13 protein-coding genes are annotated in these 14,009 nt (G+C 68.7%); 9 read left to right on the top strand and 4 right to left on the bottom strand.

Annotated features, from left to right (window positions below; translation table 11 throughout):
* The first annotated feature begins 5 nt into the window (after positions 1 to 5).
* From M1M07_RS03960 to M1M07_RS03950, 3 genes are read left to right on the top strand one after another with little or no spacing between them, the layout of a single operon-like run.
* Complete coding sequence (locus tag M1M07_RS03960) at positions 6 to 785, top strand: enoyl-CoA hydratase-related protein (protein ID WP_248673348.1); 780 nt, start codon at positions 6 to 8, stop codon at positions 783 to 785.
* Positions 786 to 837: 52 nt separating this feature from the next.
* Positions 838 to 1,815 carry a class I SAM-dependent methyltransferase gene (locus M1M07_RS03955; protein WP_197251322.1) on the top strand — a complete coding sequence of 326 codons (978 nt, stop codon included), beginning with the start codon at positions 838 to 840 and terminating at the stop codon, positions 1,813 to 1,815.
* Positions 1,816 to 2,973: a class I SAM-dependent methyltransferase gene (locus M1M07_RS03950; protein WP_197251321.1), complete on the top strand. Its 1,158-nt coding sequence runs from the start codon at positions 1,816 to 1,818 to the stop codon at positions 2,971 to 2,973.
* Here the strand turns inward: M1M07_RS03950 and M1M07_RS03945 are convergent.
* The 3 genes from M1M07_RS03945 to M1M07_RS03935 form a co-directional block, all read right to left on the bottom strand.
* On the bottom strand, positions 2,970 to 5,297 hold the full coding sequence (locus M1M07_RS03945; RefSeq protein WP_197251320.1) for an arylsulfatase: 2,328 nt from the start codon (positions 5,295 to 5,297) through the stop codon (positions 2,970 to 2,972). The two genes, M1M07_RS03950 and M1M07_RS03945, sit on opposite strands and share 4 nt — an antisense overlap.
* A gap of 81 nt (positions 5,298 to 5,378) precedes the next feature.
* Entirely contained in the window at positions 5,379 to 6,293 is a 915-nt protein-coding gene (locus M1M07_RS03940) for a formylglycine-generating enzyme family protein (protein ID WP_248673377.1), read from the bottom strand.
* 86 nt (positions 6,294 to 6,379) lie between these two features.
* On the bottom strand, positions 6,380 to 7,003 hold the full coding sequence (locus M1M07_RS03935; RefSeq protein ID WP_248673347.1) for a GntR family transcriptional regulator: 624 nt from the start codon (positions 7,001 to 7,003) through the stop codon (positions 6,380 to 6,382).
* Between the two features lie 199 nt (positions 7,004 to 7,202).
* Between M1M07_RS03935 and M1M07_RS03930 the strand changes: the two genes are divergently transcribed.
* From M1M07_RS03930 to M1M07_RS03910, 5 genes are read left to right on the top strand one after another with little or no spacing between them, the layout of a single operon-like run.
* Positions 7,203 to 8,054, top strand: a complete 852-nt coding sequence (locus tag M1M07_RS03930; RefSeq protein WP_197251318.1) for an ABC transporter permease subunit — start codon at positions 7,203 to 7,205, stop codon at positions 8,052 to 8,054.
* Positions 8,054 to 8,782, top strand: coding sequence for an ABC transporter ATP-binding protein (locus M1M07_RS03925; RefSeq protein ID WP_197251317.1), 729 nt, complete (start codon positions 8,054 to 8,056; stop codon positions 8,780 to 8,782). The genes M1M07_RS03930 and M1M07_RS03925 overlap by 1 nt, the downstream gene beginning before the upstream one ends.
* Positions 8,783 to 8,834: 52 nt before the next feature.
* A complete protein-coding gene (locus tag M1M07_RS03920) occupies positions 8,835 to 9,917 on the top strand; it encodes an NrtA/SsuA/CpmA family ABC transporter substrate-binding protein (protein ID WP_248673346.1) in 1,083 nt (360 codons plus the stop codon).
* A 26-nt stretch (positions 9,918 to 9,943) separates the two neighbouring features.
* Positions 9,944 to 11,308: an LLM class flavin-dependent oxidoreductase gene (locus tag M1M07_RS03915; RefSeq protein ID WP_248673345.1), complete on the top strand. Its 1,365-nt coding sequence runs from the start codon at positions 9,944 to 9,946 to the stop codon at positions 11,306 to 11,308.
* Positions 11,305 to 11,733 (top strand): OsmC family protein, encoded by a 429-nt coding sequence (locus M1M07_RS03910; protein WP_248673344.1) that lies wholly within the window; start codon positions 11,305 to 11,307, stop codon positions 11,731 to 11,733. Before M1M07_RS03915 ends, M1M07_RS03910 begins: the two co-directional genes overlap by 4 nt.
* Before the next feature lie 63 nt (positions 11,734 to 11,796).
* On the opposite strand, the gene M1M07_RS03905 is transcribed toward M1M07_RS03910, so the two are convergent.
* Positions 11,797 to 13,098 carry a PQQ-binding-like beta-propeller repeat protein gene (locus tag M1M07_RS03905; protein ID WP_248673376.1) on the bottom strand — a complete coding sequence of 434 codons (1,302 nt, stop codon included), beginning with the start codon at positions 13,096 to 13,098 and terminating at the stop codon, positions 11,797 to 11,799.
* Positions 13,099 to 13,194: 96 nt separating this feature from the next.
* Here M1M07_RS03905 and M1M07_RS03900 point away from each other — a divergent pair, with 96 nt between their 5' ends.
* A complete protein-coding gene (locus M1M07_RS03900) occupies positions 13,195 to 13,959 on the top strand; it encodes an acyltransferase (RefSeq protein ID WP_197251313.1) in 765 nt (254 codons plus the stop codon).
* Positions 13,960 to 14,009: the final 50 nt, after the last annotated feature.

Genomic DNA, 14,009 nt, shown 5'->3' with positions numbered 1-14,009 from the left:
GCGGCATGGCTGAATTCGTCACTCTCGAGGTGTCCGACGGCATCGGGACCATCCGGCTCGACCGCCCGCCGATGAACGCACTGAACCGGCAGGTGCAGGAGGAGATCCGTGCCGCCGCCCGGGAGGCGACGGTACGCAAGGACGTCAAGGCCGTGATCCTCTACGGCGGCGAGAAGGTGTTCGCCGCCGGTGCCGACATCAAGGAACTCGCCGAGATCGGCTTCGTGCAGATGAGCGAGATCATCGGGGACCTGCAGTCCGCGCTCGGGTCGATCGCCGACATCCCGAAGCCGACGGTCGCGGCGATCACCGGCTACGCGCTCGGCGGTGGCCTGGAACTTGCGCTCGGCGCGGACCGCAGGATCATCGGCGACAACGTCAAGCTCGGGACGCCGGAGATCCTGCTCGGCATCATCCCCGGGGGCGGCGGCACGCAGCGGCTCGCGCGGCTCGTCGGTCCGTCGAAGGCGAAGGACATCGTGTTCACGGGCCGGTTCGTCGGACCGGACGAGGCGCTCGCGATCGGGTTGGTCGACGAGGTCGTCGCACCCGATGACGTGTACAACGCAGCGCGGAGGTGGGCGTCGCAGTTCACCGGAGCGGCCTCGCGTGCGCTCGCGGCGGCGAAGGCTGCGATCGATCAGGGCCTGGACACGGATCTCGACACCGGACTGAAGATCGAGCAGCATGTGTTCGCGTCGCTGTTCGCGACGGCCGACCGCACGATCGGGATGGAGTCCTTCATCGCGAACGGCCCGGGCAAGGCCGCGTTCACCGGCGAATAGCCCGCCGAAACTGGAACTTGTTCCATGCTTACCGATGGGTAGGATCACACCTATGACTGCAAGCAGGACCGACGGGACCGATCCCGCGCCCAACCCGCACGCCACCGCCGAAGAGGTCGCCGCTGCGCTCGAGGACACCAAACTCGCCCAGGTGCTCTACCACGACTGGGAAGCCGAGACGTACGACGAGAAGTGGTCAATCTCCTACGACGAACGTTGCATCGACTACGCCAAGGGCCGCTTCGACGCGGCGGCGGGTGAGCAGCCCCTTCCGTACGGGAAGGCGCTCGAACTCGGCTGCGGCACCGGTTTCTTCCTGCTCAACCTCATGCAGGCGGGCGTCGCGAAGTCCGGTTCGGTGACGGACCTGTCGCCCGGCATGGTCAAGGTCGCCCTGCGCAACGCCGCGAATCTCGGACTCGACGTCGACGGCCGGGTCGCCGACGCCGAGACCATCCCGTACGAGGACGACACCTTCGACCTCGTCGTGGGTCACGCCGTGCTGCACCACATCCCGGATGTCGAGCAGTCGCTGCGCGAGGTCCTGCGCGTTCTCAAGCCCGGCGGCCGGTTCGTCTTCGCCGGTGAGCCCAGCACGATCGGCAACTTCTACGCGCGGTGGCTCGGTCGCATCACCTGGGAGGCGACCACCAACATCACCAAGCTGCCGTTCCTGAGCGACTGGCGCCGTCCGCAGACCGAACTCGACGAGTCCTCCCGGGCCGCGGCCCTCGAAGCCGTCGTCGACCTGCACACCTTCGATCCGTCCGATCTCGAGAAGATCGCGACCTCGGCCGGTGCCGTCGAGGTGAAGGCGTCGAGCGAGGAGTTCGCCGCGGCGTTGCTCGGCTGGCCCGTGCGCACCTTCGAGGCCGCCGTGCCGGAGGAGAAGCTCGGCTGGGGCTGGGCGAAGTTCGCGTTCGGTGGCTGGAAGACGCTGAGCTGGGTCGACGAGAAGGTGCTCAAGCACGTCGTGCCGCGCAGCTTCTTCTACAACGTCATGATCACCGGTGTGAAGCCCGGCAAGTAGTTGGGATACGAGTTCACCCTCGCCGACGTCGCCTATCTGGCGTCGGACGAGGCGGCGTCCGCCTTGACCGAGGTGGACGGCCGGGAACTGTCCGCGCGTACACGCCTGGCCGACATCGGCTGGGTGCGTACGCGTTTCGGCGACCGTGCCGGCCTGCTCGTCGAGACCGTGCTGGCGCGCCGCAAGGCTGTCGCGAAACTGCCGGAGGCCGGGGGATGGCTGCTCACCGACGACGCGGTGCAGCAGGCCACCCCCGCCGTGGTCGCCACGCATCGGGCGCGGCGCCTGGCCGGGCGGCGCGTGCACGACGTGACATGTTCGATCGGCGCGGAACTGGCGGCGCTCGTGGGTGTCGCCGACCTCGTGATCGGCAGCGATCTGGACCCGGTGCGGTTGGCGATGGCCGCGCACAACGTGCCGGGCACATCGCTGATCCGGGCCGACGCGCTGCGGCCCGTCACCCGCGGGACCACCGTGATCGCCGATCCCGCACGCCGCGCCGGCGGCCGGCGCACGCACGATCCGGCGGCGCTGCAACCACCGCTGCCGGACCTGCTCGACGTCTATGCCGGACGCGATCTCGCGGTGAAGTGCGCGCCGGGCCTGGATTTCGACGCGCTCGACTGGGCGGGGGAGGTCGAGGTCGTCTCGCTCGACGGCGGTGTCCGCGAGGCGTGCCTGTACTCGCCGGGCCTGTCGAGCCCCGGTGTCCGACGCCGGGCAAGCGTGTTGCGTTCGGATGGAACGGGATTCGAGGTCACCGACGCGATGCCCGACGACATCGACGACCGTCCTCCGGGGCAGTGGATCGTCGATCCCGACGGCGCGATCGTGCGGGCCGGCCTGGTCCGGCACTGGGCGGCGTATCACGGTCTGTGGCAACTGGATCCGCGCATCGCCTATCTCACCGGCGACACCCTGCCCGAGGGCGTGCGCGGCTTCCGCATCCTCGACCGGTTCAAGTACACCGAGAAGGCTTTGAAACAGGCGCTCGCGCAGCACGACTGCGGGGTCGCCGAGATCCTCGTCCGCGGAGTCGACGTCGACCCCGCGGTGCTGCGGCCACGTCTCAAACTCCGGGGTACGCGGTCGTTGTCGGTGGTGCTGACCCGGATCGGGCGCACCGCAGAGGCTTTCGTGTGCGAGGCATCGGTCTAGATGTAGTCGACGACGACCTTCTCGATGGTTCCGTCGAACGGGAACGGCGCGCGATCGTAGTAGTCGAGCGACACCGGTGACCCGAGGCAGGTACCGATGTCGAGACAGTCGTTCGCCGTGAACAGCAACGGCGCGCTGATCGGCACGGTCGTCTCGCCGACCTTCTGCCCGTCGACACACATCCGGACGTTCAGCGGGCCGCCGGGGCGGGTCTCGGCGTACTCGGTGAACACTTCGAGTTTGTGCTCGCCGGGCGGAATCGGCTCCGCCGAGCGCATCTTGGTGCGCATCAGGATGAACAGGTTGTACTCGTAGCAGAGGTAGCCGTCGTCCATGAAACAGGTCAGCCCGCCGCCGTTGCCGCCGAGAGCGTAGAGGACACCGCCGGCCCGCTCGGGGACGGTCAGATCGACGGCAACGCGGTTGTTCCTGTTTCCCAGTGCGGGAGCACAGAATTCGGGCATACGGGTGACGTCGCCGGTGAACTCCCAGCTGGTGTACGGCGTGGTGATCCGCTGCTCGGGGTGAAGTGCCACCACCCAGAGCCCCCCGCCGATCGGCAGGGCGTTGTTCTTGGCCGCCTCGATCGCGAACAACTCCCGCAGCTGGGCCAGCTTCTCGGGATACTGCTCGGCGAGATTGCGGTTCTGGGTCCAGTCCTCGTCGAGATTGTAGAGCTCCCAGGTGTCGTCGTCGGGGTTCCAGTCGCGGATCCCGCCGGGCATGCCCTGCAGCCACGGTGCCCGGGGTCCGAACGCGGACGCCATCCAGCCGTCGTGGTAGATCGCGCGGCTGCCCATGATCTCGAAGTACTGGGTGATCTTGCCCGCCTTCGCGTCCCGGTCGACGAAGGTCTCCGCGAAGCTGGCACCGTCGATGGGGTCCTGCGGAATCCCGTTCACGGAGCGGGGCGGGGTGATTCCGAGCAGGTCGTAGAAGGTCGGCACCAGATCGTTGCAGTGCAGGAACTGGGTTCGCGGGGTCCGATCGGGGGTGATCTTCGCGGGCCACCGCGCCACCATCGGATTGCGGGTTCCCCCGAGATGCGACGCGAGGAGTTTCATGCCCTTGTAGGGCGTGCTGCCCGCCCACGCCCATCCCGCGTGGTACATGTTGTCGGTCTTCGGAGAGCCGAGGACGTCGAGTCCGCCGAGTTCCTCGAGGGCGGCGATGTGCTGCGCCGGGGTCGTCGGAATCCCGTTCTGCGCCAGCAGTTCGCTGATGGTCCCTTCCTGGCCCTCCCCGGACGAGCCGTTGTCGCCCCAGATGTAGAGGACCAGGGTGTTGTCGCGGTAGCCGAGCCGGTCCAGCTCGTCGAACAACCGCCCGACCTGCACATCACAGTGCTCGGCGTACCCGGCCGCCACCTCCATGAGGCGACGCTGGAACGGCTTCTCCTCCTCGGGGATGTCGTCCCACGCCGCCATGGTGGGATCGCGGTCGGTGAGTTCGGCCTCCGGTGGGATCCAGCCCTTCTCCTTGGCCCGGGCGAACACGCGCTCGCGGTAGGCGTCCCAGCCGTCGTCGAACTTGCCCGAATACCGGTCTGCCCAGTCCTTCATGATGTGGTGCGGGCCGTGCAGGCAGCCGCTGGCCCAGTACATGAAGAAGGGCCGGTCGGCGTCGAGCGCCTTGTGGCGGCGCAACCAGCCGATGGCGTCGTCCGCGAGGTCCTCGCTGAGGTGGTAGCCCTGCTCGGGGGTCTTCGGTGGCAGGACGACGGTGGTGTTGCGGACGAGGTTCGGCTCGTACTGCGATGCCTCACCGGCGAGGAAGCCGTAGAAGTAGTCGAAACCGACGCCGGTGGGCCAGTTGTCGTAGGGCCCGGCGGCCGTGGTCTCCTCGGCCGGGGTGTTGTGCCACTTGCCGAACGCCGCGGTGGTGTACCCGTAGTGCCGCAGGACCTCCGCTCCCGTCGCACTCGACTTCGGGATGTGGCCGGAATACCCGTCCCAGTCGTTGGCCAGCTCGGCGATCTGCCCGTTGCCGACGCGATGGTGGTTGCGGCCGGTGAGCAGCGACGCGCGGGTCGGCGAACACATCGCGGTGGTGTGGAAGCGGTTGTAGCCGATGCCCTCGTCGAGCATGCGGTCGAGGGTTGGGGTGTTCACCTCGCCGCCGAACCCTGTCGGCAGACCCGGACCGGCGTCGTCGATCAGCACGACGAGGATGTTCGGGGCGTCGGCGGGCAGCCGGCGCTGCTTCGGGTGTGGGCTGTACACCGATTCCTGCATGGTGCGGCCCGCGATACTCCCCGACGGCGTCGGGGGAAACGGCAGGGTATCCCCGCCGGGTATCGGTGCTGCCCGGAGTTCCTTGCCCATGACCGTGTGCCCCCTTCTCCGCCCACCCGTTCCAGTACAGCACCGGTTCGTCGTCGCGGAGACGGGTTTACGAGATGGAAGTCACGGCCGGAGGATGCACCGGAAGCCGATGTGGCAGGTCGACGTCTCCTCGGTTTCACCCTGCCGGGCAGCGGGGCGGTAGCGAAGACAGTAGTTCGGCGCGCACAGGTGCGAGCCGCCCTTGATCACGCGGCGCGCATACGGTTCGTTCGGGTCGTGGACCACAGCAGCGTCGACGCGGGGATTCGCCGGAATGCAGCACGACGACGCCGGGGCGACGTTCTTGCCGCTCGCCGAGTGGTCGGGGGAGAAGTGGTCGCTCGTCCACTCCCACACGTTGCCGGCCATGTCGTCGAGCCCATACCCGTTGGGCCGGAAATGCCCGACGGGGGAGGTTCCGGCGAACTCGTCCTCGAGGAGGTTCTGCCACGGGAACTCGCCCTGCCAGACGTTCCCGCCGGGGCGGCCGCCCGGCTCGTGCTCGTCACCCCACACGAAGATCTTGCGATCGAGGCCGCCGCGCGCGGCGAACTCCCACTCCGCCTCGGTCGGCAGTTCCTTGCCGGCCCACTCGGCGTACGCCCTGGCGTCGAACCACGACACGTGCGTGACCGGATGCCGTTCCCTGCCTCCGACATTGCTGTCGGGACCCTCGGGGTGACGCCAGTCGGCGCCGGGTGTGAAGGACCACCAGCGGGTGTAGTCGTCGAGGGGAACAGGGCCCCGGGGCGGGGTGAACACCAGTGACCCGGGAACGAGCAGTGCCGGGTCCGCCCCGGGGTACCGGTCCGGGTCGGGCGCGACCTCCGCGGTCGTGACATATCCGGTCGCTTTCACGAAGCGGCGGAACTCGGCGACCGTCACCGGGTGCTCGTCCATCCAGAACCCGCCGACCGTTACCTGGTGGACCGGTCGTTCCTCGGGATAGAAGTCCTCCGAGCCCATCCAGAACGTGCCTCCCGGAATGAAGACCATGTTCTTCGGCACTGCGTTCTTCGGTAGCGCCCTTGTCATGGGGATCAGCGTCGCACGGTCCGTGCGCCCGTCGGTGGGATTCCCGGCTAGCGCGCCGCCATGGCAGAAATGCGGATATCGCGGGTGCGCTCCTGGTGGGCGGTCATCAGGGCGCGCGCCCGCTCGCCGTCCCCCGCGACGATCGCGTCGAGGATGTGGCGGTGCTCCGTCTCGATCGCGTCGAGATTGTCGGGAGCCGCGGACGCCTCGGCGTCGTAGACGGCCAGTTGCGCGTCCAGGCGTTCCATCAGCTCGGCGATGGTCGGGTTGTGGGCGGCGGAGCGCAGCGCGGCGTGCCAGTCGTTGTGCAGGCGGAGTGCGCTCTTCGGATCCGGTGCCGCGACGGCGCGCTCGAACAGGCTCGTCAGCCGGGCCAGATCGATCTCGGATCGTCTGGTCGCCGCGGCGAACGCGGCAGCGGATTCCAGCGCGATCCGGGCGTCACAGATCGCGAGTACCTCCTCCTCGGTGCGCTCACGCACCATGTAGCCGCGGGTGACCTTGATCACCAGACCGTCGAACTCGAGCCGCTGCAACGCTTCCCGCACGGGTGTCCGCGACAGCCCCATCTCCGCGCCGACGCCGGCCGGCACCAGCATGGAGCCGGGCGCATATTCGCCGTTCGTAATGCGTTCGCGCAGTTGTGCGTACGGCGATCTGTCGACGTCCAACGGTCGGTTCCCTCCTCGAGACGCGCAGAAAAGTGGACGAACCAACCCATACCAGGGCAGCGCGCGGATGGGAAGGGTTTGAATCCATGTGTATACAGTTGTCGTCGTTTGTTGTCGTTTGTATTTATAGTGCTCCTCGCACTGCTGTCCGCGAGGAGAACGATGAACACGACCACCCCCACACCGACGGCGACCGGCGATGTCTGATCTCACGGTCTCCGCAGCACCGGCTACCCCTGCGCCCACCGCCGAGCCGCCGCGCACCCGCCGCGTCATCCGGACGCCGCGGGCGACCGCGCTGCTGCCGTGGGTCGTTCCGGCCCTCGTGCTGCTCGGCTGGCAGTGGGCCTCGTCCACCGGACTGATCTCCGCGTCGATCCTGCCGCCCCCGAGCAAGGTGCTCGACACCGCCCGGAACCTCTGGGCCGCGGGAGAACTGCAGACCCACTTGCTGGTGAGTGTGCGACGCATCGTCATCGGCTTCACCATCGGCGCCGGGATCGGTCTCGTCCTCGGCTTCGCCGTCGGCCTCTCGCGCATCGCCGAAGGACTCGTCGACCGGACCCTGCAGATGCTGCGTGCGCTGCCGCATCTCGCCCTCGTCCCGCTGCTCATCGCGGCGTTCGGCATCGGCGAGCTGCCGAAGGTCCTGCTCGTGACCCTCGGCGTCATCTTCCCCGTCTACCTCAACACCGTCGCGGGTATCCGCACCGTCGATCCGAAGCTCGTGCAGCTCGGCCGCTCGTACGGGCTCGGGCGCGGCGAGCTGATCCGGCAGGTCATCGTGCCCGGCGCGATGCCGATGATCCTGACCGGCATCCGCTACGCGCTCGGCGTGGCCTGGCTGACGCTCGTGATCGCCGAAACCATCGCGACCAGCGAGGGCATCGGCTTCCTCGCCCAGAACGGCCGCGACCTGCTCCGCAACGACCGGATCGTCCTCGCGATCGTGCTCTACGCGCTCGCCGGCCTCCTGGCCGATCAGCTCATCCGGCTGGTCGAGGCGCGAGTCCTCCGCTGGAACCCCAACTACCGGAAGGGAACTCGCTGATGTCCCGTGACGACCTCGTCGGACTCGACCTGCTCGGCGTCGGACACCGCTACCAGGACAAGCGCATCCTGAACAACATCGACCTGTCGATCGCGCCGGGCGAGTTCGTGACGTTCCTCGGACCGAGCGGCGTGGGCAAGTCCACCCTGCTCCGGATCCTCGCCGGGCTCGAGCAGCCGACCGAGGGCCGCGTCGAGCCGACCGTCGACCGGCCCGTCGTCTCGCGCATGATGTTCCAGGAGGACCGGCTCCTGCCCTGGCGCAACGTCCTCGACAACGTCCAGCTCGGCACCAAGGGACGACGCGACGAAGCGGCCGCGCTGCTCCGCGAGGTCGGACTCGCCGGTCGGGAGAACGCCTGGCCCTCCGAACTGTCCGGCGGCCAGCGGCAGCGCGTCGCGCTCGCCCGCGCCCTGCTGCACCACCCCGACGTGCTGCTCCTCGACGAACCGTTCGGCGCGCTCGACGCGATCACCCGGGTCACGATGCAGCAACTGCTCGAACGGATGCTCGCCGAGCGGCCCCGCACCGTCCTGCTCGTCACCCACGACGTCGAGGAAGCGTTGATCCTCTCCGACCGGGTGCTGCTGCTCACCGAATCCGGGATCACCCGTGAACTCCGGATCGACCAGGCCCGCCCCCGGCACCGCGGTGACGCCCGCCTCGCGGCCTGGAAGGAGGAGTTCCTCGACGGGCTCCTCGAGGCCGACCGCGCCCTCCATTCCTGACACTGCCCCTCCGATCCACCCGCTCCACCCGTAGGAAGGTTTCACCCCCGCTATGTCACCCCTGACCTCTTCGTCGCTGAGCCGACGCGGCTTCCTCAAGGCCACCGGCGCCGGTGTCCTCGGCCTGACCGCCCTGTCCCTCGCCGGGTGCAGCACCGACGCCGCAGCAGACGAAGACGGCCCGCTCACCCAGGTCCGGTACGCGCTGATCGGCGACGGCAACGCCGAACCGGGCACCGTGCTGCGCAACAGCCTCGGTGGGTTCGACGTCGCCGCCGACCTCGGCGTGCCGGTGGAATGGCCCACCGGATTCCCGGCGTCCCTGCCGGTGATGGAGGCGATCAAGTCCGGCAGCGTCGACTTCTCCTTCGCCACCGCGACCGCCGTCATCTACGCGATCGGCGGTGGCGTTCCCATCGTCCCGCTGGTGGCGTACCCGCTGCCGAGCAACGAGGTGGACGTCCTGGTCCCGCAGGGCTCCACCATCCGGTCCGCCGCAGATCTGAAGGGCCGCAAGGTCGCCGACCACCGCGGCACGACCGGCACGTACAGCCTGGTCAAGTACCTCGAGACCGCGGGCCTGACGCTCGACGACATCGAGTACGTCAACCTCACCGCCGCGGACGCCGAGGCCGCGTTCGCGCAGGGCAAGGTGGACGCCTGGATCACGTGGCAGCCGATGGCCGAACTCGCCAAGCGCAAGCACAACGCCGCGACCCTGCCCGACGTGAAGACCTACGACTACGCGTTCTTCGTCGCGAGTGAATCCTTCGCGAACAGCCACCCCGAGGTCGCGGCGAAGCTGGTGCGCAACGTCCGCGACGCACAGCGCTGGATCGAGGCCAACCCCGCCGCGGCCGTCGACGAGTTCACCCGGCTCGGCGGCTTCGGCGGCAACGCGATGGAAGCCGAGGTGTACCGCGACCTCGTCGAGACGAAGCGGCTCTCGTACTCCGGTGCGGGACAGTTCACCTCGGTCGGTGCCGACGCGATCGCCGGCACCCAGGATCTCGCCGACAACTTCCACCGGCTCGGCATCTACCCCGAGCAGGTCGATGTCACGTCGTGGCTGCAGGATTCGCGGTTCGACTCGATCAAGTCCGTCATCGACAAAGAACTCTCGAACGTCCAGTAACTCTCGAAGTAGGTATCAGCACCGTCATGTCCGACTCCCAGATGCATCTCGCCGCGTTCATCACCGCCGGCCCCGGCCGCCCCGGTGGCTGGCGCTACCCGGCCTCGGTCCCCGGGTGGTTGTCCGCGGAGTACTACCAGAACATCGCCCGCACCCTCGAGGACGGCAGGTTCGACCTCGCGTTCTTCGCCGACATCCTCTCGGTGCCCGACCGGTTCGGGTCGAGCACCGACACCCAGTTGCGCAACGGCGCGCTCGGCTCGTTGCGTCTCGACCCGCTGCACGTGCTGTCGTCGATGGGTGCCGTGACCCGGCACCTCGGTCTCGCCGCGACGGTGTCCACCACGTACGCGCAGCCGTTCACCGTGGCCCGCTCGTTCGCGAGCCTGGACCACCTCACCGCCGGCCGCGCTGCCTGGAACGTGGTGACCTCGTTCCAGGAGTCCGAGGCGCGCAATTTCAACCTCGACGAGCAGTTCCCCCGCGAGAAGCGCTACGAACGCGCCGACGAGTTCCTCGAGGTGGCGGCGAAGCTCTGGGACAGCTGGGAGGACGACGCGCTGGTCCTGGACACCGAGGCGCCGTTGTTCGCCGACCCCGAGAAGGTGCACGCGATCGGCCACAAGGGGGAGTGGTTCACCGTTCAGGGACCGCTCAACGTGCCGCGGCCGCCGCAGGGATACCCGGTGGTGATCCAGGCCGGCGCCTCCGCCAAGGGCAAGGACTTCGCCGCCCGCTGGTCCGACGTCATCTTCTGCAGCCACGCGTCGCTCGAGTCGGCGCAGGACTTCTACCGCGAGATCAAGGAGCGGGCCGCCGCGCACGGCCGCGACCCCCGTCAGGTGAAGATCCTGCCGTCGATCGCCCCGGTCATCGGTGCCACCAGCGCGATCGCGCAGCAGACCTTCGAGGAGCTGTTCGAACTGGTGCCGCCGCTGGGCGGACTCTCGACCCTCGCCTACCACCTGGACGTGGACCTGTCGACGTTCCCCCTCGACGAGCGGCTGCCCGACGTCGAGGTTCCCGGCGTCGAGGGCCACTACCGCGAGGTCCGCGAGATCACCGAACGCGAGGGCCTCACGCTGCGTGAGCTCGGCAAGCAGTACGGTGGCCGCGTCGAAGGCGGATTCATCGGTACCGCAACGGAAGTCGCCGACGGCCTGGAGGAGTGGTTCACCGGAGGCGCGTGCGACGGCTTCATGGTGCAGGCTCCCTACCAGCCCGGGGGATTCGAGGACTTCACCCGGCAGGTCGTCCCCGAGCTGCAGAAGCGCGGCCTGTTCCGAACCGAATACGAGGGATCCACCCTGCGCGAGAACCTCGGACTCGAGCGTCCCGCTGCGCGTGAATGGGAGAACCGGATCCCCAAGCCCGCGAGCGCCGCCCGATGAGCGCCGGCACCGCGCCCGCGTCGAACATCGCGGCCGTCTCGGGGCACACCATCGCCGGGGTACCCGGCCGGTTCGTGATCGACGCCCGCGCCAATCATCTGGTGACCGACTCGCGATTCGGTCCCGGTGAGTCCATCCAGGCCGGGGAGCTGCTCCTGTCGGCGCTCGCATCGTGCGCGATGGCGAACTTCGAGGCGAACGCGACGGAACTGGAGCTGCCGCTCGCCGGGATCCGGGTCGAGGCCTCGCACGCCCGCGGCAGCGAGGATCCGACCCGGTACGACTTCACCCGGGTCACGATCACCACGACCGGGGTGGATCAGGCTGCGGCGGACGTCCTGCGCGAGCGGTTCGTCGCGACCTGCCCGATCTACAACACGATCCGGCGGGGCAGCGGGATCGAGTTGACGGTCCTCGCCTCCTGAGATGACCGGCCTACGGCCACACCACCGGTGCCTACGCCCCGGTGGTGTGGCCGTTCGGCACTCTCAGCGCAGCGTGTAGAGATCCCCGAGCAGCGTGGTCGCCAGCAGTTCGCCGTCCGGTCCGATCGCGGTGCCGACCGCGAAACCTGATGCCCCCGGCAGGGATTCCTGATCCAGAGTGCTGCCGTCGGAGGTGTCGAAGACCAGCGCGGCGAGGCCGTCCGGAACCCGCACCACCGTGTACCCCACTCCGTCCGCGGCGACGGCCGGTGCGCCGAGTTGACGCACGTCGTCGCGTTCCCACAGGGATTCGGGGTGATCCCCGGCGTCGCGCAACGCCACGAGCGGACCGTCCGCGCCGCCCCCGGCGAGCAGGATCGTCCCGTCGGCCGTCACCGCCGGTCCCGTCGAGGTGACGAAACCCGGATCGTGGCTCCAGCGCGGCGAGCCCGTCGCGGCGTCGATCGCCCAGAGGGTGCCGTCGCCGTCGTGCACGTACACCGTCGCGCCGTCCGCGGAGAGCACCGGGCTCGTCACCGCCCCGCCCGGAAGGTCCGCGAGCGACCACTCCTCGGCGATGCGCGCGTCGTCACCGCCGGTGTAGCGCAACGCGACCAGTGCCGCCTGGTCCGTCCCCGGGCGCCACAGGGTGGCGAAGATGCGGTCCGTCGCCACGTCCACCGCGGGCGTCGTCGCGACCGGGCAGTCAGGGGAGCCGCCGAAGCACGCGGCCAGTCCGTGGTCGGGGGCCTGCCGGGGCACGTTCGTGCCGTCCTGCACACCCGGGATCGGCACCATGTCGTAGATCGGGGCAACGAGCCTGCCCGTCTGCGTATCGACGACGTTGACCTGACCGAAGTGCGTGACCACCAAGAGGTTTCCGTCACCGGTGAACTGTGCGCTGCGCGGTGTGCCGCTCACCGGGATACGCCAGCGGCGCTGCCCGTGCTCGTTGAACGAGTACAGACCGCCCTCCTCGCCGACATAGACGTTGGCGACGGTGTCGGCGACCGGCGTGACCACGCCCACGCCCGGCGCGAGACGCGTACACCAGCGTTTGCGGCCGGTGTCGATCTGGAACGCGAACAGATTGCAGCCGGCGTCGGTGGATGCGCTGACGAAGATCTGCCCGTTGGCGGCGATCGACGGCGGTGATCCGACCGCGCCGCCGACCGATCGGGTCCAGGCGACCGACACGTCCGAGAGTCCGTCCGCGACCGCGGTGCTGCTGTTGCGGGCGTCGGAATAGCGGCCCGGCCACGCTCCTTCGGAGAGGATGTCGATGGGTTCGTCCCCGCTTCCGCATCCGCTCAACGCGAGTGCTGCCGTCGTCGTCAGCACTGCAGTCCGCAGGACACCCCGCATCACACATCTCTCCTCAGGCCCGAAGGATACGGTCGGTCAGCCTATCGGGCCGGGCCCCGTGCTTTCCGCACCAGGCTGACCGTAGGCTGGCATGCTATGACGAGCATGTGGGGCGCACCGTTGCGCACGAGGTGGCGTGGTTCACGTCGCCGGGACGCCGACCAGGCGAAATTCCTGACCGTCGACTCGCTGCGGTGGGTGCTGGCCAACAAGGCCTACACACCCTGGTACCTGGTGCGGTACTACCGACTCGCGAAGTTCAAGCTTGCGAACCCGCACGTGATCCTGCGCGGCATGGTCTTCCTCGGCAAGAACGTCGAGATCCACTCGACGCCGGAACTGTCGCGGCTCGAGATCGGCAGATGGGTGCACATCGGTGACGGCAACGCCATCCGCTGTCACGAGGGGTCGCTGCGCATCGGCGACAAGGTCGTCTTCGGCAAGGACAACGTCGTCAACACCTACCTCGACATCGAGATCGGTGCGTCGACCCTCGTCGCGGACTGGTGCTACATCTGCGACTTCGACCACCGCACCGAGGACGTCACCTACCCGATCAAGGATCAGGGCATCGTCAAAAGCCCGGTGCGGATCGGGCCCGACACCTGGATCGCCGCGAAGGTCACCGTGCTGCGCGGTACCCGCGTCGGCCGCGGCTGCGTGCTCGGTGCGCACGCCGTGGTCAAGGGCGACATCCCGGACTACAGCATCGCCGTCGGATCCCCGGCCAAGGCCGTGAAGAACCGGAAGGCCGACTGGGAGGCCGGCGCTGCGCAGCGCGCCGAATACATCGCGGCGCTCGAGGACATCGCCCGCAAGAAGGCGGGCGACCTGCCGGAAGGCGCGGACGCCGGAGCCTGATCCGGTATCCGTCGTCGACGAGGGATGGTCGACGAGGGTGAGGGGAGCTG

The organism is Rhodococcus sp. HM1 (genome assembly GCF_023218075.1).
Taxonomy (GTDB): Bacteria; Actinomycetota; Actinomycetes; order Mycobacteriales; family Mycobacteriaceae; genus Rhodococcus.
This window is presented reverse-complemented; position numbering and strand designations above follow the sequence as displayed.